The sequence below is a fragment of the Marinobacter sp. L-13 genome, from assembly GCF_056857715.1.
The window spans coordinates 34,157-58,724 of the sequence record NZ_JBSXNQ010000055.1 but is presented as its reverse complement, the minus strand read 5'-3'; the positions used below and the strand labels follow the sequence as shown (position 1 = coordinate 58,724).

Genomic DNA, 24,568 nt, shown 5'->3' with positions numbered 1-24,568 from the left:
GGCATCATGACTCCGGAAACCGTTATCGACATTCTGCGCGAAGCCCTGTGGATGATCGTGCTTCTTGCCTCGATCATCATCGGCCCGGGGCTGGTGATTGGTCTTGTGGTCAGTACCTTCCAGGCTGCCACCCAGATTAACGAACAGACCCTGAGCTTCCTGCCGCGCCTGCTGGTTACGTTGATTGTCATCATCGTCTGGGGCCCCTGGATGCTCACGCAGTTGCTGGATCATGCCAACCGGTTGTTCGGCAACATACCCTACCTGATTGGCTGACGGATGATACCGGCGGAGATCAGCGCGGATGTGATCGGCCAATGGGTCGGCCAGCACCTCTGGCCGCTGTTCCGCCTGGCCAGCTTCCTGATGGTGATCCCCATTTTCGGTGCCCAGCTGGTGCCGGCCCGGATCCGTCTCGGGCTGGCCTTGCTGATGACCATACTCATCGCGCCCATGATACCGCCCGTTCCTCAGGTGGAAGCCCTGAGCGCCGATGCCGTGGTCATTACCCTGCAGCAGATACTCATCGGCGTCGGCATGGGCTTTGCGCTGACCGCACTCTGGCAGTTGTTCGTGATTGCCGGCCAGATGATCGCCATGCAGATGGGGCTGGGCTTTGCCTCAATGGTCGATCCGGCCAACGGTGTGAACGTGCCCGTACTGTCCCAGATTTACACCATCACCATCACCCTGTTGTTCCTGGCCATGAACGGCCACCTGGTTGCCTTTGAAGTGTTTATAGAAAGCTTCCGGACCCTACCTATTGGGATGGAAGGCCTAGGCCAGACCGGAGTCTGGGAATTGGCCCACCGGATCAGCTGGATGTTCGCCTCCGCCATGCTCCTGGCGTTGCCGGCGGTTACCGCCGTGCTGATCGTCAACATCTCCTTTGGTGTCATGACGCGCGCCGCTCCCCAGATGAACATCTTCGCGTTGGGTTTCCCGATTGGCCTGATTTTTGGATTGTTTGCCATATGGGTGCTGCACGCCAATTTTCTGCCGCACTTCGATCAGTACGCCCGGGAAACCTTTGATTTCATGCGGGGATTGCAGGGGCAGCCGTAGAGATTTATGGCCGAAGAAGACGACAACAGTCAGGAAAAAACGGAAGAGGCCACCCCCCGAAGGCTCGAAAAGGCCAAGGAGGAGGGCCAGACTGCGCGCTCAAAAGAGCTGGCCACCATGGCCGTCCTCCTGGCAGGCGCCGGCGGCATGCTGATGTTCGGCGCCAGCCTGGGAGCCTCGTTGGAGGCGATCATGCGAGATAGCTTCGTTATCGAACGCTCCGCCATCTTCGACATGCGCCACATGAGCGTGCAGCTCATTGAATCCTCCAAGGAAGCGGCCTGGGCTCTCTCTCCCATTCTGGTATTACTGCTGATCGCCGCTATCTTCGGCTCCATCGGCATCGGCGGCCTGCTGATCAGCGGCAAAGCCGTGGCCCCGAAACTCAATCGCATGGACCCCATCAAGGGCCTCGGGCGCATGTTCTCAATGCGCTCCCTTATCGAGCTGGTAAAGGCCATTGCCAAGGTCGGTCTGGTAATGGCCTTGGCCATTCTGATCCTCGATCTGCGCACGGAAGACTTGTTGGCCATTGCCGAGGAGCCGGTGGTGCCGGCCATGGAACATGTACTCTGGACCATCGCCTGGAGCTTTTTCCTGCTTTCCTGCGCCACCATCATCATCGCGGCGATCGACGTACCCTTCCAGATCTACGATCACCAGAAAAAACTGCGCATGACCAAGCAGGAGGTGAAAGACGAGTACAAGGACACTGAGGGCAAGCCGGAGGTAAAAGGCAAGATCCGGCAGCTCCAGCGCGAAATGGCCCAGCGCCGGATGATGCAGGACGTGCCCACCGCCGACGTGGTGATCACCAACCCGACCCACTATGCGGTTGCCATGAAGTACGATCAGAAGGCGATGGCTGCGCCGATTGTGGTGGCCAAGGGGGCCGATGAGGTGGCCTTCAAGATCATGGAGATTGCCCGTGAAAACAAAGTCGAGATTCTGAGAACGCCGCCGCTGACCCGGGCGGTGTACCACAACACCGACATCGGCGAGGAGATTCCCGATGGCCTGTACATGGCCATTGCCCAGGTGCTCGCCTATGTGTTCCAGCTTCGGCAGTTCCGCAAGGGGCGTGGGCCTAAGCCCGGTATGCCTGATTTCCCGATTCCCTCGGACTTGCGGCGCGACGTCTAGTTTGGAGTTGGGTTCCTTTTGGTAGCCTGCGGGTTTGGGAGTTAGCGCGGTTGTGGGTGGCCTTTTCAGGACACGCTACGAGCACATCCATGTGCGCTTGACTGTGGCCATCCATGGCCACAGACAGTCCTTAAAAGGCCACCCACAACCACTTATCAACCCCCCCCTCGATATCGCTGAAAAATACTCATCCAACTCACGATCTTTTGGCGGATTCCCGTCAGGTTTGCGAGGTTTGTGGGGCTGCCTCCCAAAAATGTCGGCGGCCATGGATGGCCGACGCCAAGCGCACATGGATGTGCTCGTAGCGGTTTTTGGGAGGCAGCCCCACAAACCTCTTCCCGCTAAATCATCAGGCTGGGGCAGGAGTGGAAGGCGAGATCAGCAACCAGCCTCGATAACCCGAACCATCGGCTCCCCGCGGCTTTCCGGAATCGGCAGTATCCCATACGAGGCCAGCGGGTCATGGACCGTGGTCGAGGTAAAGCCGCAGGACAGGAAGTGCTTGCGGGCCTGCTCGTCGGTCTGGAAGTGGAACGGTACCTCGCTACGGGTAACGGCCCCGAGGACGCCACCGAGCACTTTGAGGGTAGTGTTCAGCACCGGCTGGCGGGGTTGGTAGTAGCTTTCGGAGAGGTAAACCGAGCCCGGGCGTTTGGCCATGGCGGCGGCCAGTCGGCCGGTGGCCATCAGGCGGAGGGCCTTGCGGGCGGCCATGCCGGAGCTGTCAGTCGGCTTTCTGCTCATAGACGGCTTTACCCCATGCCTCGCGGCTGCCGGGCAGTATCAGGTTCAGGATGATGGCAGCCACCGCACAGAGCGCGATGCCTTCGAGGTGCCCGAGCACCATGCCGCCAATACCGAACACCAGGGTAACGCCTACGATAACCAGGTTGCGAGACTGCGACAGATCTACCTGGTGGCGGATCAGTGTGTTCAGGCCAACGACGGCAATGGAACCGAACAGCAGGCAGAGGATGCCGCCCATGACGGGCACCGGGATGGTTTGCAGTGCTGCGCCGAATTTGCCAACGAAAGCCAGAACAATGGCGATGCAGGCAGCCCACCACATGACCTTGGGGTTGAAGTTCTTGGTGAGCATAACGGCGCCGGTGACTTCCGAGTAGGTGGTGTTGGGCGGTCCTCCAAGCATGGAGGCGGCGCTGGTGGCCAGACCGTCACCCAGCAGGGTGCGGTGCAGGCCCGGCTTTTCCAGGTAGTTCTTTCGGGTCACGTTGCCGATGGCCAGCACGTCACCGATGTGTTCAATGGCCGGCGCAATGGCGACGGGGATCATGAACAGCACGGCGCCCCAGCTGAATTCCGGCGCAACAAAGTTGGGAACGGCGAACCAGGCGGCGTCCCGGATTGGCGTGGTATCCACGATACCGGCAAACGCGGAGAGGATGTAGCCGGTGATAACGCCGAACATGATCGGAATCAGCCGGAAAATGCCTTTCGACCAGACCGACATGATGATGGTTACGGCCAGCGAGATCATGGCGATCCAGATCGCCGTGTCGTAGGGAATCAGCTGGTTCGCGCCATCACCGGTGCGGCCGGAGGCCATGTGAACGGCAACCGGCGCCAGGCCGAGACCGATAGTCATGATCACCGGGCCGATAACCACTGGCGGCAGCAGGCGGCGGACAAAGCCGGTGCCCCGCAGCCGCACCAGTCCACTGAGGAAAATATAGAGAATACCCGCTGCCATCAGGCCGCCGAGTGTCTCTTCCATGCCGAACTTGCCTTTGGAGGCAATCACGGGGGCAATAAAGGCGAAGGACGACGCGAGGAAAATCGGGATCTGACCGCCGGTCACCACGTGAAAGATCAGGGTGCCCAGGCCGGCGGTGAACAGGGCCACGTTGGGATCCAGCCCGGTAATCAGTGGCATCAGAACCAGCGCGCCGAACGCCACCAGCAGCATCTGGGAGCCAGCAATGGCCTGTTTCCAGACTGGGTCGTTGGTATGGTCCTGCATTCTTAAACGTCCTTTTGCTTGGTGCCGAAGATTTTGTCGCCGGCATCGCCGAGACCCGGAAGGATGTAGCCTTTGTCGTTGAGGCGCTCATCAACGGAGGCGGTGTAGATAGATACGTCCGGATGTTTCTCCAGAACCTTTTCAACGCCTTCGGGCGCGGCGACCAGAACCAGGGCCCGGATCTCGGTGCTGCCAGCCTTCTTGAGCAGGTCAATGGTGGAGATCATTGAGCCGCCGGTGGCGAGCATTGGATCGACAATCATGGCCATGCGCTGGTCCAGTTCGCCCACCAGCTTTTCAAGGTAGGTGCTGGCCTCGAGAGTTTCCTCATTGCGGATCTGGCCGACAACACTGACCCGGGCCACCGGAATCAGGCTGAGGACACCGTCAAGCATGCCAAGGCCGGCCCGCAGGATCGGCACGATGGTGACTTTCTTGCCGTGAATCTGTTCCACGTTAACCGGCCCTGCCCAGCCTTCGATGGTCTTTTCCTGCAGATTGAAGTCTTTGGTGGCCTCGTAGGTCAGGAGTGCACCGACTTCCTGTGCCAGCTCCCGGAAATTCTTGGTGCTGATATCCGCACGGCGCATGATGCCGAGCTTGTGGCGGATCAGAGGGTGTTTTACCTCGTGGATTGGCATGGGGTCACCTGTGTGTCTGGTTGGAATTTTGGCGTCGCGATCAAATGGCGCAAGGATACCGCATCTGGCAAGGCGAGTCAGGCCGCAAATGGCTGCTTAACGGAAATCCCCTAAGGGGTGGTACGGATCTTGCGATAACCCTTCCAAACGACGCTCCGGTGTCAGATTTTCGACCTTCAAAACGCCTGCAGGCACGGCCAATCGGAGAAGTATCCGGCATGGACAGAGCTTTAGTCCTCAATAACGTCAAAACCCTGACGCGGGGCAACCTGGGCATACCCATCATGCTGATGGGCTTGCTGGGCATGATGATTCTGCCCATGCCGGCGTTCCTCCTGGACGTGTTCTTTACTTTCAACATCACCCTGTCCATTGTCATTCTGCTGGTGTGTGTCTACGCCCTGCGGCCGATGGAGTTTGCGTCCTTCCCGACAGTCCTGCTGGTAGCCACACTTTTGCGTCTCGCCCTGAACGTGGCGTCCACCCGGATTGTTCTGCTGAACGGCCACGAAGGCGGCGATGCCGCCGGTAAAGTGATCGAATCCTTCGGCGCCGTTCTGATCGGCGGCAATTACGCCGTGGGTCTGGTGGTGTTTGCGATCCTGATGATCATCAACTTCCTGGTCGTGACCAAGGGTGCCGGCCGGGTCTCCGAGGTGAGCGCCCGTTTCACGCTGGATGCCATGCCAGGCAAGCAGATGGCGATTGATGCGGACCTGAACGCCGGCCTGATCAATCAGGATGAGGCCAAGCATCGACGTGCCGAAATCGCCCAGGAAGCGGATTTCTACGGCTCCATGGACGGTGCGTCCAAGTTTGTGAAGGGCGACGCCATTGCCGGCCTGCTGATTCTTGCGATCAACATCATTGGCGGTATTGCCATTGGTATGCTGCAGCACGGCCTGGATTTCGGGCTGGCCATGGAGCGATATGCGCTGCTGACCATTGGCGACGGCCTGGTGGCACAGATTCCCTCGCTGCTGCTGTCCACGTCTGCTGCAATCATGGTAACGCGGGTTACCTCCAGCCAGGACATGGGCGGCCAGATCCTCCAGCAAATGTTCAGTGCGCCCAAGGCGCTGTCCATTGCCGCCGCTATCCTGATCATTCTCGGTCTGATTCCCGGAATGCCCCACGTGGCCTTCCTGGGTCTGGGTGCACTGGCCGCCGGCGCTGCCTGGTATATCTGGAAGCACCAGAGACAGACCGTCGAAGAAGATGGCGCATTCCCGGCTAGGGGCGCGGGCGGGGCGGCTCCACGGCCGGCGGGTCGTGATCTGCCTCCAGGCGGTGATGCTGGCGGCGATCAGGGGCGTCAACTACCGGCCCCCGGAGAGACCAAGGAGCTGGGTTGGGACGATGTGTCCACTGTCGATATTGTCGGTCTGGAAGTGGGTTACCGGTTGATCCCGCTGGTGGACAAGTCACAGGGTGGCCAGTTGCTCAGTCGTATCAAGGGCGTTCGTAAAAAGCTGTCCCAGGATCTCGGCTTCCTGATGCCCTCGGTCCACATTCGAGACAACCTCGATCTGATGCCCAATGTCTACCGCATCACCCTGATGGGCGTGACCATTGCCGAAGCGGAAATCCATCCGGACCGCGAACTGGCCATCGACCCCGGTCAGGTATTCGGAAAGATAGAAGGCATTGAAGGCAAGGATCCGGCGTTCGGTCTGGACGCCAGCTGGATTGAGCCAGACAAGAAAGACCAGGCCCAGACGCTCGGCTATACCGTGGTCGATGCCAGTACGGTGGTCGCGACCCACCTTAACCAGGTACTGCAGAAACACGCCCACGAGCTGCTGGGCCATGAGGAAGTCCAGAAATGGCTGGATCAGCTTGAAAAGATTTCTCCGAAGCTGGCCGAGGAACTGGTACCCACCACCGTATCCATCAGTCTGCTGCTGAAAGTGCTGCAGAACCTCCTGAAGGAAGAAGTGCCGATCCGAGACATGCGGTCCATTGCCGAGGCCATCGTGAACGTGCATCCGAAGAGTCAGGATCCGAAGCTGTTGACCACCGTTGCGCGGCAGTCCCTGCGCCGGATGATTGTCCAGAGTATCTGCGGCAACGAATCAGAGATACCGGTGATCACCCTGGATCCGGATCTGGAACAGTTATTGCTAAAGTCTGTTCAGCAGAGTCAACAATCCGGCGGACAGGAAGATATTGGCCTGGTCCTGGAGCCGAATATGGTTGAAAAACTCCAGCGCTCGCTTCAGGAGAGCGTCCAGCGTCAGGAGATGCTCGGCAAGCCAGCCATTCTGCTGGTGTCCGGGCCCCTGAGGCCGGTGCTGGCGAAGTTCGCCAGCTACGGGGTAGAGCGGCTCCATGTGCTCTCGTACCAGGAAATTCCGGATAACAAACAGATTACGATCGTGGCGTCCGTTGGCCAGTAACGGCGCGGATGACAGAGCGGACAGCGCCGGCACGGCGTTGCCGGTGGAGGAAGAGGCATCATGAAAGTAAAACGGTTTTTTGCTCAGACCATGGCCGAGGCGCTCAAGCAGGTCAGTGAACAGATGGGGCCGGACGCCGTGATCCTTTCCAATCGTCGGGTCGACGGCGGTGTCGAAATTGTGACGGCGCTGGACTATGACGAGAATATGGCGCGCCAGCGACTGGGCAACCAGGCAGAAGAAGCCACCAACGGGTCCCGCTTGGCCGAGATGCAGGCCGACCAGCACAGGCGTCTTGAGGACGAGCTGAGCCGGTCCCGGGACCGCATCCGTGAAGTACGGGAAAAGCGGGCATCGCAGGGCGCGAGCTACGCCGGTTCGTTCGCTGCCATTCAGGAAGGGGTGAGCGGTGGTTTTGGTGATATTGAACCTCTGCCACAGGCGCCGAGGGAAGCCTATTCCGATGAGCTGGCGCAGATGCGGGCCGAGATCAGCTCGCTCAGAGACATGATGCAGGGCCGTCGGCCGCAACCGGAGCCGGAGGTTTCTGCGACCACCGCCGTGCAGCAGAGGCTTGCCGAGCGCTTGCAGGAGTTCGGCCTCGGCAGTGATCTGGCGGGGTCAATTTCCCGTCGTCACAAGGCGGGGCGTCTGGAAGACGGTTGGAAGCAGTCCCTGAAAATGCTGTGTACCGGGGTCCGGACCTCCCGCATGGAGTGGCTGGATGAGGGCGGCGCCTACGCGTTGGTGGGGCCGACAGGGTCCGGGAAAACCACCACCATCGGAAAACTCGCCGCTCGCTACGTGCTCAAGCATGGTTCCGATTCCGTGGCCCTGGTTACCACGGATCGCTATCGGGTGGCGGCGCACGAGCAGTTATTCGTGTTCGGTCGGATCCTGAATGTGCCGGTTCGGGTCGTGGATGAGAGCCACAGTCTGGACGATATTCTGGACGAGCTGTCAGACCGTCATCTGGTGCTGATTGATACCGCCGGACTGACCAGTGCGGACAAAGGCTATCAGGAACAGCTGGCCGAACTGGCTCGCAGCCATCACAATATCAAAACCCATCTGGTGGTCTCGGCAACCAGTCAGCCTCGCATCATGAAATCCGTGTGGCATTGCTATAAGATGGCAAATCTTGCGGGCTGTGTGATGACCAAAATCGACGAGGCCCTGACGCTGGGCGAGTCTCTCGGGTTTGTGATGGAAACCGGTCTGCCGGTAGCCTATTACACAGACGGCCAGAAGATTCCTGAAGACCTGCACCACGCAGAAGCCGTTCCGCTGGTGCGGTTGGCCGTGGATCGGCTGAAAACACTCCAGCAACAGCAAGCGGTCGCAGAGGGCCTGAAAGAACACGCCTGAGACCGGACAGATTGACAGCAGGCGTCGGAGACAAAGCCGGCGAAACGTGGCGAGAGACCAAAAACAGTATGAGCAGAGCACATCCGGTACAGGTGATTGCAGTTTCCGGCGGAAAGGGTGGTGTCGGCAAGAGTAACGTGTCGGTGAACCTCGGAATTGCCCTGGCGCAGAAAGGCCGGAGAGTGGTGCTGCTCGACGCCGATCTGGGGCTCGCCAATATCGACGTCTTGCTGGGCATCGCTGCCAATCGCAACCTCCAGGATGTTCTGGCGGGCGATTGTGATCTGAAGGACGTTCTGGTGAATGGTCCCGGTGGCATCAAGATTGTCCCCGCCTCTTCCGGTACCCAACGAATGACCCAGCTCAGCCCCATGGAACATGCCGGGCTGATTAATGCGTTCAGCGAACTGGGTGATCAGATCGATGTCCTGATCGTTGATACCGCCGCCGGTATTTCCGAGTCAGTGGTCAGTTTTCTGAGAGCGTCGCAGGAGCTGCTGCTGGTTGTCTGCGACGAGCCGACCTCGATCACCGATGCCTATGCCCTGATCAAGCTGATGAACCGTGATTATGGAACCAACCGCTTCCGTATTCTTGCCAATCAGGTCCGGAATGAGCAGGAAGGCCGGCATCTGTTTGAAAAACTGACCCGGGTCACCGAGCGCTTCCTCGATGTGGCACTACAATACGTAGGAATAGTCCCCTACGATGAGGCCGTGAAGAAAGCAGTTCAGCGGCAGCGTGCGGTGCTGGACGCCTATCCCAGGGCGAAAGCTTCACTGGCCATCAAGGCGCTGGCGGACAAGGTAGATAGCTGGCCGTTGCCGTCCTCTCCCCGCGGGCATCTGGAATTTTTTGTGGAGCGGCTCGTCGAAGTCTGAATCGGATCCAGTCAAACAAAAAACCGGATACATGACATTGGCGAAAAACCTCGGAATCTATAACCAGTCAAGTGCGCAGAAGCCGGCTCAGCTTATTGAGCAGCACGCGCCGCTGGTCAAGAAAATTGCCCTTCACCTGATGGCTCGCCTGCCGGCGTCCGTCCAGCTTGAAGACCTGATGCAGGCCGGCATGATCGGTCTGCTCGAGGCCGCCCAGCGTTACAGTTCCACCAAAGGTGCTACCTTCGAGACTTACGCCGGTATCCGTATTCGCGGCGCCATGGTGGACGAAATCCGCAAGGGTGACTGGGTGCCACGTTCTGTTCATCGCAACGCCCGTCGCATTTCCCAGGCCATCAAGGCCGTTGAAGATAGACTTGGCCGCGAAGCCCACGACCAGGAAGTGGCCGAAGAGCTGGGTATGGGGCTACCCGAATACCACTCCTACCTTTCCGATTCCAACAGCGGTCGACTTTTTAGCCTCGACGAGCTCAATGAATCCGGAGAGCTGCCGATAGAACAGACAGAGACGCAGGATAATCCCCTTGATGGGTTGTCCTCCGATGCCTTCCGGCGGAGCCTCGCTGAGGCGATTGAAGACCTGCCGGAGCGGGAAAAGCTGGTGTTGAGCCTTTACTACCAGGAAGAACTGAACCTCAAGGAGATTGGCGCGGTGCTCGGCGTCAGTGAGAGCAGGGTAAGCCAGATTCACAGCCAGGCAGCCCTGCGCCTTCGGGGACGGCTCTCGGATTGGCGTCAGGAATCGGACAACTGACCGCGTTCAGTCTGTGTCGCCAACGAGGTAGTCTGTAGTTTTTGGTAACCGATGCTTTACAACCGAAGCAAAGGTCCGACAATAAGCGGTTAAAACAGCGGCCTGCTAGACTTTGAACGCAAAGGTCAAACGAATTCCGGGTGTTACTAACTGGAGGTCCCATTGGACAAAAACATGAAAATCCTCATTGTGGACGACTTCTCCACAATGCGACGGATCATCAAGAACCTGCTGCGTGATCTTGGCTTCACCAACACCGATGAAGCTGATGACGGCAACACGGCACTGCCAATGCTCAAAAGCGGCAAATACGATTTTCTGGTGACCGACTGGAACATGCCGGGTATGTCGGGCTTCGACCTGCTCAAGGCCGTTCGGGCGGACGAGAATCTGAAAACCCTGCCGGTATTGATGGTAACTGCTGAGGCCAAGCGCGACCAGATCGTTGCCGCTGCCCAGGCAGGCGTAAACGGGTATGTGGTCAAGCCGTTCACCGCTGCCGTGCTCAAGGAAAAGATTGAGAAAATCTTTGAAAGAATCCAGTAACCAGAGGTCGGATGGCTCTCATGAGCGATAGCAAAAAGAACCATCGGGGCCTTGAACCGGAGGTGACGGAAAAGCTCCAGCGGCAGGCAGCGGAACTGGCCGAGAGTGTTGATGCGGGTGATTATGCCAAAGCCATGACCCTGATCAATGAACTCAGCGAGGTCAGGGATCAGAGTCTGTACCGTGAGGTAGGGCGGCTGACGCGGAGCCTGCACGAAGCAATCCGGAACTTCCAGATTGATCCCCGTAACGCCGAGCAGCAGGAAGCACTGTCAAAAATGACAGATGCCTCTGATCGTCTCGAATACGTTGTGCAGATGACCGGTGAAGCAGCCAACCGGACCATGGACCTGGTTGAGGAAACCATGCCGGTGGCCAATGCCCTCAGAGACGAGGCCGCCGCGTTGCGTGATGAGTGGCAGCGCCTGCGTCGCCGGGAAATGCAGCCGGCTGAGTTTCGCGAGCTGTACGGCCGGATTGATCGCTTTTTTGTCAGCATGGCAACCGATGCCGACACCATGTACAGCAACCTGTCGGAAATCCTGCTGGCTCAGGATTATCAGGATCTGACAGGTCAGGTCATCCAGAAGGTCACCGCCCTTGTGAAAGAGGTTGAGGAGCAGATGCTCAGCCTGGTGGTGATGGCCAGTCATGTGGACCAGCTCACGGGCACGGTGCACCAGATTGAAGAAAAAGAAGAGTCTGCAGAGAAGGGCGTCGGGCCCCAGATCAAGGCCGATGAGCGTGAAGATGTAGTTTCGGGGCAGGACGACGTAGACGACCTGTTGTCCAGTCTCGGTTTCTGAATAATGAGGGTAACGCATGGCGTTTGATGCTGATGAAGAGATTTTGCAGGACTTCCTGGTAGAAGCCGGCGAGATCCTCGAAAAGCTGTCAGAGCAGTTGGTAGATCTTGAGCGACATCCTGACGACAGTGATCTGCTCAACGCCATCTTCCGTGGTTTCCATACCGTGAAAGGCGGAGCCGGCTTCCTTCAGCTTGAAGCGCTGGTGAACTGCTGCCATTCCGCGGAAAACGTTTTCGACATCTTGCGTAATCACAAGCGCAAGGTGGATTCCGAACTGATGGACGTGGTTCTAGAAGCACTCGACTACGTCAATGCCATGTTTGAGCAGGTCCGCAATCATGAGGAGCTGACACCGGCGCCGGACGAACTGATTGCCCGTCTGGATGCCCTGGCCCAGCCTGAAGGCGAGGGGGCACCGACCGCTGCCGCTCAACCTGAGCAGGAAGAGAGCGAACCGGCAGAAGACGGTGGCGACATCACCGACGACGAGTTCGAACAGCTTCTGGACGCACTGCAGGACGAGAAATCAGCGGAGGTTTCCTCGGCTTCGAGCGCCGGATCGGCCGGCGGTGACCAGGAAAGTTCTGGAGACGACGAAATAACCGACGACGAATTCGAAGCGCTACTGGACCAACTGCACGGAAAAGGTCAGTTTGCCGGTGCGCCAGCTGGCGAGGAAGAGGCTTCTGGTAAAGAAGAAAAGCCGGCTGCCAAGGCCGGATCTGCTGGCGGCGATGACCTGATCACCGACGACGAATTCGAGAAACTGCTGGACGATCTTCACGGCAAGGGCGGAAGCCCGACCGCGGGCGGAGAGCCTTCAGCCTCGAAAGAGCCTGCAGCTCCAAAACAGCCCTCAGCGCCGAAACAGCCTGCATCTTCAAAAGAACCAGCTTCAGCGAAAGCAAACGCGTCAAAACCCGAAAAGTCGAAGCCGGCCGAGAAGCCGGAGGCCAAAGGCGCTGCCGCACCGGCGATGCCTGCTCGCGAGAATGCCCCGGCCGCGGAAACGACGGTTCGTGTCGACACCAAGCGGCTCGATGACATCATGAATATGGTGGGTGAGCTGGTGCTGGTGCGTAACCGCTTGCAGCGTCTGGGTGCTGAAAGTGAAGACGAACACATGCACAAGGCGGTATCCAACCTGGATGTGGTTACGACTGATCTCCAGTCCGCCGTCATGCAGACCCGCATGCAGCCGATCAAAAAGGTGTTCGGCAGGTTCCCCCGCGTTGTGCGCGATCTCGCCAGAAACCTCAAGAAAGAGGTGAACCTGGTGATGCATGGCGAGGAAACCGATCTGGACAAGAACCTGGTTGAAGCGCTGTCTGATCCGCTGGTTCACCTGGTGCGGAATTCGGTGGACCACGGGATCGAGGCTCCGGAAGTCCGCGAGAAGGCCGGGAAGCCACGCCAGGGCACGGTTACCCTCTCTGCCGAGCAGGAGGGAGACCATATTCTGCTGTTTATCGAGGATGACGGCGCGGGCATGGATCCGGAAGTCCTGCGCCGCAAAGCAGTCGAAAAGGGTATCTACGACCAGGACGCCGCGGACCGGCTGACCAATTCGGAGTGTTACAACCTTATTTTTGCCGCCGGATTCTCCACCAAGGAGCAGATTTCGGATGTGTCCGGACGTGGCGTCGGCATGGATGTGGTGAAAACCAAGATTGGCCAGCTCAATGGCCAGTTGAGCATCGAATCCGAGCTGGGCAAGGGCTCTCGCATTGTCATCAAGGTTCCGCTGACGCTCGCCATCATGCCCACCCTGATGATCATGCTGGGCGATCAATCCTTTGCGTTGCCGCTGGTCAACGTGGTCGAGATTTTCCATCTGGACCTGACCAAGACCAACATCGTCGATGGGCGCGAGTGCATTGTGGTTCGGGATAAAGTCTTCCCGCTATTCCATATCAAGCGCTGGCTGGTTCGTGGCGGTGCTGGCCAGGAGGTGCCCGATAACGCCCATGTTGTCATTGTGGCCATGGGTACCAAGCAGGTCGGGTTCGTGGTCGACCAGCTGGTTGGTCAGGAAGAAGTGGTTATCAAGCCCCTTGGGCGAGCGCTCCAGGGTACGCCAGGCATGGCCGGTGCCACTATTACCGGCGATGGCCGGATTGCACTCATTATTGATGTGCCAAGCCTGTTGCAACATTACGGTTGAGCCGGGCCTTCCGGCGCTTTTTGCCAGAGAAGGCCGAAGAACGATGGATTGGGTAGGAGAAGTGGATGACAGTTTCTGTCCTGGTCGTTGACGATTCAGGGTTTTTTCGCAAGCGGCTGACGGAAATCCTGACCAGCTCCGGCCAGATCAAAGTGGTAGGTGCTGCGACCAATGGTCGGGAAGGCGTTGAGCTGGCCGAGAAACTGCGTCCCGACGTGATTACCATGGATTATGAGATGCCCGTGATGGATGGCATCTCTGCCGTGCGCGAAATCATGCGCAAACATCCGATACCGGTGCTCATGTTCTCATCGCTCACCTATGAGGGCGCCCGGGTCACACTGGATGCGCTCGAGGCCGGCGCCGTTGATTTTCTGCCCAAGAATTTCGAAGAAATTGCCCGGGACAACAGTCAGCTTCAGAAAATCTTGATTGAGCGGATTCTGGATGTAGCCCGCAGTCGTCCCGGCAACCGTTCTCCTGCGCCTTCCCGCGCGGAACCTTCAGCTCCGGCCTCCCGGGCGCCGGAGCCTGCAGGGCGCCCGCGTCCGGAACCAGCACCGCGTCAGCGTCCTGACACCCGGGCTCCGGCAGCGTCGGCAGGTTCTCCGGGCGAAACCGAGGCCCCCAGGCGCCATGGCCGCCGTGGGCCGGCCAAGCATTACGCCGTTGTTGGCATTGGTACTTCAACCGGCGGCCCGGTTGCCCTGCAGCGGGTACTGACGGTGTTGCCCGCGACCTTCCCGGCACCGATTGTTCTGGTGCAGCATATGCCGGCGAGTTTTACGCCTGCCTTCGCCGAACGCCTTAACAAGCTCTGCCGGATTGAAGTCCGGCAGGCTGAGGATGGTGATGTGTTGCGGCCCGGCCTGGCTTTGCTGGCGCCCGGCGGCAAACAGATGATGGTCGAGAATCGGGGCGGACAGCCCAGGATCCGTATTCTGCCCGGAGACGAGCGGCTCAATTACAAACCCTGCGTGGACGTTACCTTCGGTTCTCTTGCCCGCAGCTTTCCGGGCAAGACGCTGGGCGTCATTCTTACCGGGATGGGCTCGGACGGCAAAGAAGGCTGTCGGATGATGAAGCAGAGCGGTTCCGATATATGGTCCCAGGATGAAAAATCGTCTGTGATCTACGGCATGCCGATGGCCGTCGCCAAGGCAGGGCTGACGGATGATGTATTGTCCCTGGACGAGATCGGGCCACGCCTCGCGGAAGGTGTGTGCTGATGGATATCCTGAGCCTGCTCGGGGTCATACTGGCCTTTGCCGCAATTCTTGGCGGTAACCTGCTGGAAGGCGGAGCGGTTGGCTCACTGTTTAATGGGCCGGCGGCCATCATCGTCATCGGTGGCACTCTGGCCGCGACTATCCTGCAGACCTCGTGGCCCATGCTGAAGCGGGCTTTCACTCAGGTGCGCTGGGTCTTTTTCCCGCCGTTTATCAACCTTGAAGACGGTATCGGAAAAGTCATTGACTGGAGTGTAAAAGCTCGCAAGCAGGGCTTGCTAGGCCTTGAAGGGCTTGCCGAGCGCGAGCCGGAGCCCTTTGCCCGCAAGGGGTTGCAGTTGCTGGTCGACGGTGCCGAAACCGAGACCATCAGGGGCATCATGGAAGTTGATCTGGAATCCCGTGAGCAGAGGGATCTGGAGTCGGCCAAGGTGTTCGAGGCCATGGGTGGTTACTCGCCAACCATCGGCATTATCGGGGCTGTCATGGGCCTGATCCAGGTGATGACCAACCTTGAGGATCCCCAATCCCTGGGTAGCGGGATCGCAACCGCCTTTGTAGCCACCATCTACGGTGTGGCGCTGGCCAACCTCCTGTTCTTCCCGGTCGCTAACAAGATGCGCGGTATCGTGCGGGAGCGCACCCGCTATGAGGACATGATGATCGATGGCCTGATTGCCATCGCCGAGGGTGAAAACCCGAAATCCATCGAATTGCGGCTGCGGGGCTTCCTGCAGTAAGCATGCGCAGGCCAACTTATGCGGCGCCGTAGGCAACCCCAGGATGATCTGCACAACAAGGAGCGGTGGCTGATTTCCTACGCGGATTTCATCACCCTGCTGTTCGCCTTTTTCGTCGTGATGTACTCGGTATCGTCCGTTAACGAAGGCAAATACAAAGTCCTTTCTGAAACCCTGACCGGCGTGTTCAATGCACCCCAGCGCTCCTTCCAGCCAATCGAGATTGGCGACCAGCCCCAGAGATCGCTGAATGCGCCTGCCGAGAACGTAATCCCGCCGGCGGTGACCGAAGCGCCCCGAAATCCGGAGATGGACGCGCAGGCGCGGACCGAAGCGCTGCGAGCCATGGCTGACCAGCTTTCCATGGAGTTTGATGAGCTGATCAACCAGGGCGTGGTGTCGCTTGAGACCAGCGACCAGTGGCTGGAGCTGAATCTGCCCAACAGTCTTTTGTTTGGCAGCGGCGATGCCGAGCCCCATTACGATGCGTTCGAGGTGGTCGAGAAAATCGCCACGGTTCTGAACAACCGGGACAACGCTGTCAAAGTGGAAGGCTTCACCGATAATCAGCCGATCAGTACCTCCCGTTTTCCGTCAAACTGGGAATTGTCAGCCGCCCGGGCGGCTGCCATGGTCCGGATGCTGGTGATGGAGGGCATTGAGCCGGAACGTCTGGCGGCTGTCGGCTATGGCCAGTATCAGCCGGTTGCCCGGAATGACACTGAGGAAGGGCGCCGCAGAAACCGCCGGGTGGTATTGCTGATCTCCCGTGACGCCAGTATTCGCGGTGCCATGCGCTGACCCGATCGTCGGCAGATGCGTATAGAGCCATTGGCATGGTTCCTGTATTACTCCTCGTTAACAATAAGGCGCCGGCAACAGCTTGCCGGATTTTCCGAGGACTGGTTCAAGTTGCCCCGGGAATGGCCGATAAACGGGACTGTGGCAACGGTCAATTGCCGGCCACACCGATGTATTCTCTGGAGAATCAAAGCGTGCGAATCTGGGCAGTAGCCAATCAAAAAGGTGGTGTCGGTAAAACCACGAGTGTGGTCGCCCTGGGCGGCTTGCTTGCCGAACGCGGCAAGCGTGTTCTCGTTGTGGATCTGGACCCGCATGGCTCACTCACCAGCTGGTTCGGGTACGATCCGGATACAATCGCGCACAGTGTTTTCGACCTGTTCCAGCACCAAGGCAAGGTTCCGGAAGGGCTACCTGCCCAACTGATTACGGAGACCAGCTGCAAGGGCCTGTCCCTTTTGCCGGCGAGTGCAGCCCTGGCTACTCTTGAGCGACGAATGATTGGCGTGGAAGGCATGGGGCTGATCATTTCCCGGGCTCTGACTCAGCTTTGGGACGACTTTGATTATGTCCTGCTCGACAATACCCCCTCTCTGGGGGTTCTGATGGTTAACGCCCTCGCGGCAGCCCAGCATCTGATCATTCCCGTGCAAACCGAATTTCTGGCCATCAAGGGCCTGGAGCGCATGCTCCATACCCTGAAGATGATCATGCGTTCCCAGAAAAACGAACTTTCTTACACCATTGTGCCCACCTTGTATGACCGGCGGACACAGGCGTCGGTGAAAAGCCTGAACCTGTTGCGGAAGACCTACCGCGAGTCCCTCTGGCAGTTTGCGATTCCGGTGGACACCAAGTTCCGGGATGCCAGCCAGGGCGGAATAACACCGTCCGCGCTGGATGCCGAAACCCATGGTGTCCGCGCCTACAGCCATCTGCTGGATGATCTCATGGCCCGGGTGGGCAGGGTGAAGGAGCGTCAGCATGGCTGACGATAAATTGACACGGCTGGCGGATCCGGAAACCGCCATTGCCAGTTATCTTGACGAACTGCTGCACACGGCCACTGATACGGCGCTTCGGGAGGAAATCGAAGCGCCGGAACCGGTGAAACCTGCACCTCCGGAACCGCGGGTGGCAACCCGCACGAAACCGGCATCTGTGCCAACCGTCGAAAAACCGCCGGCAAGACCTGAACCACCCAAACGGGTCCGGGAAACGCCGGCGGAATCTGAGAGGCCAGTGGTGCGACAGGTGCCGGAAGCGCCGGTGCCGAAGGCAAGGATTGAAGCTCAGCCTGCGCCGGAGCCGGCCGCGCCGCCGTCCCGCCCGGAGTGGTCAGAACAGCCCTTTGAGTGCCTCATTTTCACGGTGGCCGGTCTGCAGCTGGCGGTGCCTCTGATTCTGCTCGGTGCCATTCACCGCATTGAAGAAGAGATCCGGCCCATCCCGGGAAGTCCACGCTGGTACATGGGAATCCGCCCGGACCGGGATCAGAACCTGAGGGTGGTGGATACCGCCGAATGGATCATGGCAGGGCGGGTGCCGCCCGATGCCCGGGACAACTACCGGTTCGTGATCCGGCTGGATAACAGCGACTGGGGGCTCGCCTGTGATGACGTCGCCCAGTCCTTTACCCTCCGGCCGGACGAAGTGCGTTGGCGCACAGCCCGAAGCAAGCGTCCGTGGCTGGCCGGCACTGTGATTGACCACATGTGTGCGCTGATTGATGTGCGCACCATGGCAGACTTGCTGGTGAGGGCGGAAAGAGAGCACCATCTGGATCTGAGCTGACGCAAACAATGGTTACTGAATGAAACCGAGCCGTGCTGGCACGGTTTGTGCCCTTAACTATAGTATTGGGCACTGATGATATTTTTTTGACGATCAGGTTGCCCGCCGGGCAGCCCAAGAGGAGAAACATCGCTATGGCATCCCCGAGCGGACAAACCAATCAGGCCCAGGACGATCAGGTACTGCAGTACGTTACCTTCCGGCTGGATGATGAGACCTACGGTCTGAACGTCATGCAGATTCAGGAAGTGCTGAGATACACGGAGATTGCTCCGGTTCCGGGGGCCCCGGATTATGTGCTCGGCATCATCAACCTTCGGGGTAACGTGGTTACCGTTATCGACACCCGCCGGCGCTTTGGCCTGGCCGATGCCGAAGTAACCGATGCCACCCGGATTGTGGTTATGGAATCTGCCAACCAGGTTATGGGCATTCTGGTGGATTCCGTCGCCGAGGTGGTGTACCTGAAAGCCAGCGAAATTGAAACTGCACCGAACGTGGGTAACGAGGAAAGTGCCAAATTTATCCAGGGCGTGTGCAACAAGGATGGCGAACTGATCATTCTGGTTGAGTTCGACAAGATGCTGTCAGACCACGAGTGGGCTGAAATCGCGGCACTGTGATCCGGGGCAACCCGCTACAGGCCTCACGATGGATGCCTTCCGTGGCAATTAACGGGAGACATCCGTCATGTTTGCAGAAATTCCTTCATACCTTCCCTGGGCGCTGACTGTTGCGGCCCTGTCTCTGGTTTTCGTTCAGGGCCTGTTTCTCGGGCGCCAGGTACGTAGCCTCAGAGCAACGCTGAAAGAGCGCTGTGATACCCTTGGCCGGGAACTGCATGCCACCACCAGTGGCAGCATGGGGGTAGGGCAGCGGTTGGTTAGCTGTGAGCGTCAGTTGCACGAGCTGAGGACCACGCTCGACGAAATGCGCCAGAACGATCCGCTGCGAATCTCTTACGATGAAGCCTCTCGACTGGTTGATCTCGGCGCCGATATCGACGATCTTATGAACACGTGCGGAATTTCCCGTCCCGAGGCCGAGCTGGTGTCAGCACTCAGAAAACGTCAGGCGGCCTGATACCAAGCCGTTACGGACGTTGTTGAATGAAGAGAGTCTATCCGAGGGCCCTTGAGGCCCTTCGATCTGTATCCCGCCATGATTTTGTTTCCGGTTCTGACCTGGTTGCCTCGATAACCGGCCACTCTATTCCCCGCGAAGAAACTGTCAGCCACATTCTCTCCCTGCTCCCGGAAATAGAACCGGATCAGATGGTGATGCACGTGGGCGGTGGCTCAGGCTATTTTGCCGCTGTGCTGTCCGGGCTCGCCCATCGGGTCCTGTACGTGGAGCGGAATGCCGTTGTCGCAGAGGCTGCCAGAGAGCGGTTTGTCCGCCTGGGTATGCACAATGTGGATGTCGTTGTTGCCCGTGCGGAAGAGGCGCCCGAGCCTGATCCACTCTGTGATCTCGTGTTGTGTACCTCGTTTGTCAGGGACCAGACTGCCCTGGCGCACCTGGTTCGTGAGGGGGGGGCGCCTGGTGTGTCTTGAAGGGCGAGCGGGACCCGTCCCGAGCCTGGCCATGTTCGAAAAACAAGGTGCCAAGCTCAAGCGTGTGCGCACCCTGGGCTGGGTCGACTTCAACCGTAACGTCGAGCAGATCCTCATTGATCAGGGTGTCGTGGACGAAGCGGTCCTGGCCGAGGCAAAGGCGGAGGCAGCGAAGCAGAATTGCCGGCTGCTGGACGTGCTCCGGCGGAAACTGAATCTTGAAGAGATTGATCTCTACCGTTCTCTTGCCCGCCAGCGGGGCATGACCTTCACCGACGCGGACGAGCTTCTGCCGGATCTCCATCCGGCGCTGTTCCGGCGATTTTCCCGAACGTTTCTGGATCTCTCACGACTGATACCCATCGCCGAGGAAGATGGTCGGATCACGGTTGTGACCGACGATCCCGATGCGCGCACTGATCAGCTCGAGCGGTTGAGTCCTAACCAGGTGGTTGACTGCCTGCTGGTTACACCGACGGACTTTCGTCGGCTCTGGTCAGCTCTTGATCTGACTGCCAAAGGGCGCCGCTTTGCAGCGGATCAGGAACCAACCCCGAACCAGACGGCGGGCCCGACTGGCAGTAAGGATCAGCTTCTGGGCAAGGATCCGAAAAACAAGCACGTCAGCCCCTATCTGGTGTCTGTCTACGAAGCCATTCTGATGGACGCTGTAAGTGAAAAAGCCAGCGACATCCATATAGAGCAGTACGGTGACCGGATTCGCATTCGCCTTCGGGTGGATGGCGATCTCCATGACCTGCCCCAGTACCAGCTGTCGGCCCGGGAGATGAAAGGGGTGATTAACGTCATCAAGCTGCGGGCAGAACTGAACATCGCCGAGCACCGGCTGCCCCAGGGTGGGCGGTCCCGGCTGCAGCTCGGCGATATGGCCTACGATCTGCGGATACAGACCCAGCCTTCGCTCCATGGCGAACATGCCGTTATACGTCTGCTGCCGCAGACCGGCCGCGCCATGACCATTGCCGAACTTGGCATGTCATCCATGATCGGTGCCCGTTATCAGCGCTTGCTGGATAACCCGGCGGGACTGGTGCTGGTGGTCGGTCCGACCGGGTCAGGCAAGTCCACCACGCTGTATGCGGGGCTGCAGACCCTTGCCGATGACGGCCGCCGGAAAGTTATCACGGTGGAAGACCCCATCGAGTACTCCATCGACAACATTCAACAAACCCGGGTCAGATCAGAAATTGGCTTTGGTTTCGCCGATGCCATGAGGGCGTTTGTCCGGGAAGATCCGGATGTCATTCTGGTGGGCGAGATCCGTGACCAGGAAACCGCTCTGGAGGCGATACGGGCCTCCCAGACCGGCCACGTGGTTCTGTCCACGCTGCACTGCAACGACGCGGTGGATTCACTGCAGCGCTTGTATGATCTGGGTATCCACCCGAATTCCATTGCCGGTGAGCTGCTGGCTGTGATCGCCCAGCGGCTGGCCAAGCGCATCTGCAAGCATTGTTGCCAGCCTGCAGAGCCGGACCCGGTGATTCTGTCCGAGGTGTTTCCCGACGGCCCGCCCGCGGATTTCCGGTGTTTTCAGGGCGCCGGTTGTGACAAATGCAACGGCCGCGGCACCCAGGGGCGAGTGGCGATCGTCGAGTATATGGAAGTTGATTCGGACATCCGGAATGCCATTTCCAGCCAACCGCCCATCGGTGAGCTTCGCTGGCGCGCTCTCGATGCCGGACTGGTGACCATGCGGGACAGTGCTCTGGACCATGTTATTGAAGGCATAATTCCGCTGTCCGAACTGCCCCGTATTCTCCCGAGAGAGCGCATGGCACCGGAAGTTCGCGGCGGCCGCAGGAGTCAGGAATGAGCAACAAGCAATCGGTTACAAAGGCAGCCCAGCGGGAACCGGCAGAAGTGGTCTATGCCGCTGAGCTGGACAAGCTGAGAGGGATGGATCATGGCCCGGTGCCACCCGGCTGGCAGATGTCCCCGCGAGCGGTGGAAAAGTTCGTGATGGGGGATGAGAAGCTCGGCATTGAACGGAAGTTCGTGGCGGAGCGTGCCATGGTGGTCCGGATCATCATTTCCCTGTGCACCAGTCGCGGGTGCCTGCTGGTTGGCGAGCCGGGAACGGCCAAATCCTGGTTGTCGGAATTGCTGGCTGCCGCCATTTCGGGTGGCTCTACCCTGACCTTGCAGGGCGGGGCGGTGAGCGACGTAGGGCAACTGTTGTACAGCTGGAACGAGGCGGTCCTGCACACCGAGGGGCCGTGTCTGAAAGCGCTGGTTCCGAGCCCGTTGCTGCGGGGCATGATGGAGGGTCGAATGGTGCGGTTTGAAGAGATCGCCCGCTGTCCGCAGGCGCTGCAGGATGCGTTGCTCTCGGTCTTGTCCGACAGGGTTGTGGTGATTCCGGAGCTGGCGGGCGACGACGGGGTGGTGCTTGCGCGGGAAGGCTTCAACGTCATCGCCACGTCCAACAGTATTGATGAGGGTGTACACCGGATGAGCGCCGCCCTGAAGCGGCGCATGGACTTCGAGGAAATACGCCCGATCCGCAATCTGGCCGACGAGATGGATGTGGTTCTCCGGGAGGTTGGCAGGGCCAACAGTCGGGCCGGGATAGAGGTGGCACTTGAAGAATCGGTCATCGAGGTACTGGTGACCATGTTCCACGAGCTGCGCAATGGTCAGACACTTGATGGACGCAGTACCGACCGACTCGCCGGTTCGGCGCTGTCGACGGCGGAAGCGGTTTCGGTGGCTCACGCGGCCAGCCTGAACGCCTGGTATTACGGCGGGGGCAGTATCACGGTGGAGCAGCTAATGCACCACATCATCGGTTCAGCCCTCAAGGACCAGCCCGAGGACCGGCGCCGGCTGCGTCATTACTTTGAAACCACCGTGGCGCCAAGGCGTGGCGACAACTGGCAGCAGGCCTGGGCGCTCCGATCACTGATTCACTGAATCATCCGACTCGCCGGGTCTGCGATCGTCTGGGGTTAGCCCGCGAATATGGAAGGCAAACGCCAGGATTTCCGCAATCACCCGGTACAGCGACTCGGGAATTTCTTCGTTCAGTGACAGGCGCGCCAGAATGCTGGCCAGCTCCGCATTTTCATAAAGGGGAACATTGTGCTCCCGGGCGATGCGGATGATCTCTTCCGCCAGCTCATGGGTGCCGGTGGCGCTGATGGTTGGCGCTTTCTCGCCATCGTACTTGAGCGCAACGGCGGCTCTGCTGTGATGCTCTGTCTCTGAGGTCATGCCCGGGTATCCACCAGTCTGTGTTCGAGTCGGGTTACGCTGCTCTGGGGCGTGCCGCGGCGGCAGTCCAGGTCAGTGACTTCCAGGCCCAGATCGCTCAGGCTCTGCCGCAAGGCGGGAAGCTCCTGGTTCACCTGGCGCAGGGTTGACTGCTTTTCGGCCCAGACCCTTGCACTGACCGCCTGCTGGCGGAGGGAAACATCAAAGTGCAGGGGGCCTGCCTCATCCAGATCCATGGTCAGTGATAGCCGCCATTCAGCCGTGGTGGTTTTCGCGGACCTGGTTTCTGACTCGCTGTTCTCGGGGTACTGTTCGATCCGGACCTGTGCCAGTCTCGGTTCGTTTTGTGGTGTCAGCCACGGCAGATCAAGTACCAGAGTCGACGCGGGCGCCGGGCCCGGAGCTTCGCCGCCCCCCCTGGCCGTGAGTACCTGGCTGTGCAACTGGTTGACGGTGATCCGGTTGAGCATTCCGGCCAGCAGGCGGAGCATCTGCCCGACGCTGGGCGCTTCGCCACTGCCGGGGGCCTGGGGTGTGGCCAGCGGTTGGGGAAATTGCAGCGGCGCCTGCATGAGCTCTGGCGTCGAGATAGGTGTCAGCCGGTTGAAGTGTTCTGGTGTACTGCCCTGTTGGGCAAGCAAGGCGGTGATCACTCTACCGAGCGCCAGCTTGAGATCGGGCAACTGGGCAGAGGGTGCCTGGGCCAGTCGCGACTCGGCGAACAGGCCACTTTCTGAAAGCCATTGCCGGACCTGTTGCGATGTCGTGTCCTGGCTGCCAGAACCGGGAGTCAGACTGTTCCCCGAAGGCAGCCTCGCCATCATTTGTTCAATAGCCTGTCTGGCGGCCTCCGGCAGAGGTTGGGGGCCTCGCGATGAGGGCAGTTGGCCCGGTAGCGGGTCTTGCCGGAGGCCTTGTGTGAGAGTGCCCAGCAGCCTTGCCAGTCCACCATCCAGGGTTTGCTGCCAGGGCAGTCGCTGGGCCAGCGCTCGGGCGATACCGGCTTCGGGTGCGGGTGCCAGTTTGCCCATCAGCTGCAGCTCATTGCCGGCCCGCATCACTTTTACCCAGTCACCGGTTGCCAGTTCAGTCTTGCCGACGGCCGCCTGAACCAGAAGAGACTTGCCGCGAATGTCCAGTAACAGGTCCGCGCTGTTACCGCCCTGACGGTTGATGATCTCGGCCACCCGGGCCAGGGTGGTTTCCCGGTTCGTCAGCTGCAGCTGATCGAGCAGTTGCCGCGCTGATGCGGCCACGGGCTCCCGGGCCGCTTCGGTTGAGACTGAAGGCCGGGACGTCTGTGTTGCAGGCTGGGCTGGAGGTGTCGGGGGCTGTTGTCCGTTGGGTAGTTTCATCGTCACTGATTTGATGTTGGACAAGAGTAATCCGCCGGCGCTTTTGTTATAATAGTCCGCGCCGGCAGGTCATGCGAGAAC

25 protein-coding genes are annotated in these 24,568 nt (G+C 59.4%); 20 read left to right on the top strand and 5 right to left on the bottom strand.

Features of this window, described 5'->3' with window-relative positions:
* Window positions 1-6: 6 nt before the first annotated feature.
* The 3 genes from fliQ to flhB are packed head-to-tail and all read left to right on the top strand — an operon-like array spanning window position 7 to window position 2,208.
* On the top strand, window positions 7-276 hold the full coding sequence (gene fliQ / locus AC13DD_RS10895) for a flagellar biosynthesis protein FliQ (protein WP_008173075.1): 270 nt from the start codon (window positions 7-9) through the stop codon (window positions 274-276).
* A 3-nt stretch (window positions 277-279) separates the two neighbouring features.
* Window positions 280-1,065, top strand: coding sequence for a flagellar biosynthetic protein FliR (gene fliR / locus AC13DD_RS10890; RefSeq protein WP_008173076.1), 786 nt, complete (start codon window positions 280-282; stop codon window positions 1,063-1,065).
* A gap of 6 nt (window positions 1,066-1,071) precedes the next feature.
* Complete coding sequence (flhB, locus tag AC13DD_RS10885) at window positions 1,072-2,208, top strand: flagellar biosynthesis protein FlhB (RefSeq protein ID WP_008173077.1); 1,137 nt, start codon at window positions 1,072-1,074, stop codon at window positions 2,206-2,208.
* A gap of 381 nt (window positions 2,209-2,589) precedes the next feature.
* Here the strand turns inward: flhB and AC13DD_RS10880 are convergent, their stop codons facing one another.
* From AC13DD_RS10880 to upp, 3 genes are read right to left on the bottom strand one after another with little or no spacing between them, the layout of a single operon-like run.
* Window positions 2,590-2,955: a hypothetical protein gene (locus tag AC13DD_RS10880; RefSeq protein ID WP_482931126.1), complete on the bottom strand. Its 366-nt coding sequence runs from the start codon at window positions 2,953-2,955 to the stop codon at window positions 2,590-2,592.
* Entirely contained in the window at window positions 2,936-4,192 is a 1,257-nt protein-coding gene (locus AC13DD_RS10875) for a uracil-xanthine permease family protein (protein ID WP_088556889.1), read from the bottom strand. The genes AC13DD_RS10880 and AC13DD_RS10875 overlap by 20 nt, the downstream gene beginning before the upstream one ends.
* Before the next feature lie 2 nt (window positions 4,193-4,194).
* On the bottom strand, window positions 4,195-4,833 hold the full coding sequence (upp, locus tag AC13DD_RS10870; RefSeq protein WP_008173081.1) for a uracil phosphoribosyltransferase: 639 nt from the start codon (window positions 4,831-4,833) through the stop codon (window positions 4,195-4,197).
* 218 nt (window positions 4,834-5,051) lie between these two features.
* On the opposite strand from upp, the gene flhA reads away from it, so the two are divergent.
* From flhA to AC13DD_RS10785, 17 genes are all read left to right on the top strand, one after another.
* Window positions 5,052-7,232, top strand: a complete 2,181-nt coding sequence (flhA, locus tag AC13DD_RS10865; protein WP_053112468.1) for a flagellar biosynthesis protein FlhA — start codon at window positions 5,052-5,054, stop codon at window positions 7,230-7,232.
* A 60-nt stretch (window positions 7,233-7,292) separates the two neighbouring features.
* Window positions 7,293-8,600: a flagellar biosynthesis GTPase FlhF gene (gene flhF / locus AC13DD_RS10860; protein ID WP_482931125.1), complete on the top strand. Its 1,308-nt coding sequence runs from the start codon at window positions 7,293-7,295 to the stop codon at window positions 8,598-8,600.
* Window positions 8,601-8,668: 68 nt separating this feature from the next.
* A complete protein-coding gene (locus AC13DD_RS10855) occupies window positions 8,669-9,481 on the top strand; it encodes a MinD/ParA family protein (protein ID WP_482931124.1) in 813 nt (270 codons plus the stop codon).
* Window positions 9,482-9,512: 31 nt separating this feature from the next.
* A complete protein-coding gene (locus tag AC13DD_RS10850) occupies window positions 9,513-10,256 on the top strand; it encodes an RNA polymerase sigma factor FliA (RefSeq protein ID WP_482931123.1) in 744 nt (247 codons plus the stop codon).
* Window positions 10,257-10,418: 162 nt separating this feature from the next.
* The gene (gene cheY, locus AC13DD_RS10845) at window positions 10,419-10,802 is read left to right on the top strand and encodes a chemotaxis response regulator CheY (protein ID WP_008173086.1); all 384 of its coding nucleotides are present in this window, start codon (window positions 10,419-10,421) and stop codon (window positions 10,800-10,802) included.
* A 20-nt stretch (window positions 10,803-10,822) separates the two neighbouring features.
* Window positions 10,823-11,608, top strand: coding sequence for a protein phosphatase CheZ (locus AC13DD_RS10840; protein WP_053115437.1), 786 nt, complete (start codon window positions 10,823-10,825; stop codon window positions 11,606-11,608).
* A gap of 16 nt (window positions 11,609-11,624) precedes the next feature.
* Window positions 11,625-13,775 (top strand): chemotaxis protein CheA, encoded by a 2,151-nt coding sequence (locus tag AC13DD_RS10835; protein WP_062782274.1) that lies wholly within the window; start codon window positions 11,625-11,627, stop codon window positions 13,773-13,775.
* Window positions 13,776-13,840: 65 nt separating this feature from the next.
* Window positions 13,841-15,004 carry a protein-glutamate methylesterase/protein-glutamine glutaminase gene (locus tag AC13DD_RS10830; protein WP_008173089.1) on the top strand — a complete coding sequence of 388 codons (1,164 nt, stop codon included), beginning with the start codon at window positions 13,841-13,843 and terminating at the stop codon, window positions 15,002-15,004.
* Entirely contained in the window at window positions 15,004-15,744 is a 741-nt protein-coding gene (locus AC13DD_RS10825) for a flagellar motor protein (RefSeq protein WP_008173090.1), read from the top strand. Before AC13DD_RS10830 ends, AC13DD_RS10825 begins: the two co-directional genes overlap by 1 nt.
* Before the next feature lie 18 nt (window positions 15,745-15,762).
* Complete coding sequence (gene motD / locus AC13DD_RS10820; RefSeq protein WP_008173091.1) at window positions 15,763-16,545, top strand: flagellar motor protein MotD; 783 nt, start codon at window positions 15,763-15,765, stop codon at window positions 16,543-16,545.
* Between the two features lie 194 nt (window positions 16,546-16,739).
* Window positions 16,740-17,537, top strand: coding sequence for a ParA family protein (locus AC13DD_RS10815; RefSeq protein ID WP_039881985.1), 798 nt, complete (start codon window positions 16,740-16,742; stop codon window positions 17,535-17,537).
* Entirely contained in the window at window positions 17,530-18,339 is an 810-nt protein-coding gene (locus AC13DD_RS10810; RefSeq protein ID WP_482931122.1) for a chemotaxis protein CheW, read from the top strand. The genes AC13DD_RS10815 and AC13DD_RS10810 overlap by 8 nt, the downstream gene beginning before the upstream one ends.
* A gap of 134 nt (window positions 18,340-18,473) precedes the next feature.
* A complete protein-coding gene (locus AC13DD_RS10805) occupies window positions 18,474-18,962 on the top strand; it encodes a chemotaxis protein CheW (protein WP_008173094.1) in 489 nt (162 codons plus the stop codon).
* A 67-nt stretch (window positions 18,963-19,029) separates the two neighbouring features.
* The gene (locus AC13DD_RS10800; RefSeq protein WP_014577607.1) at window positions 19,030-19,422 is read left to right on the top strand and encodes a DUF2802 domain-containing protein; all 393 of its coding nucleotides are present in this window, start codon (window positions 19,030-19,032) and stop codon (window positions 19,420-19,422) included.
* A 26-nt stretch (window positions 19,423-19,448) separates the two neighbouring features.
* Complete coding sequence (locus AC13DD_RS10795) at window positions 19,449-19,895, top strand: protein-L-isoaspartate O-methyltransferase family protein (protein WP_482931121.1); 447 nt, start codon at window positions 19,449-19,451, stop codon at window positions 19,893-19,895.
* A gap of 31 nt (window positions 19,896-19,926) precedes the next feature.
* Window positions 19,927-21,732 (top strand): GspE/PulE family protein, encoded by a 1,806-nt coding sequence (locus tag AC13DD_RS10790; RefSeq protein ID WP_482931120.1) that lies wholly within the window; start codon window positions 19,927-19,929, stop codon window positions 21,730-21,732.
* On the top strand, window positions 21,729-22,832 hold the full coding sequence (locus AC13DD_RS10785; protein WP_014577605.1) for an ATP-binding protein: 1,104 nt from the start codon (window positions 21,729-21,731) through the stop codon (window positions 22,830-22,832). Before AC13DD_RS10790 ends, AC13DD_RS10785 begins: the two co-directional genes overlap by 4 nt.
* On the opposite strand, the gene AC13DD_RS10780 is transcribed toward AC13DD_RS10785, so the two are convergent.
* Complete coding sequence (locus tag AC13DD_RS10780) at window positions 22,818-23,132, bottom strand: EscU/YscU/HrcU family type III secretion system export apparatus switch protein (RefSeq protein ID WP_014577604.1); 315 nt, start codon at window positions 23,130-23,132, stop codon at window positions 22,818-22,820. The genes AC13DD_RS10785 and AC13DD_RS10780 overlap by 15 nt on opposite strands.
* On the bottom strand, window positions 23,129-24,388 hold the full coding sequence (gene fliK, locus AC13DD_RS10775; RefSeq protein WP_412536080.1) for a flagellar hook-length control protein FliK: 1,260 nt from the start codon (window positions 24,386-24,388) through the stop codon (window positions 23,129-23,131). Before fliK ends, AC13DD_RS10780 begins: the two co-directional genes overlap by 4 nt.
* Window positions 24,389-24,568: the final 180 nt, after the last annotated feature.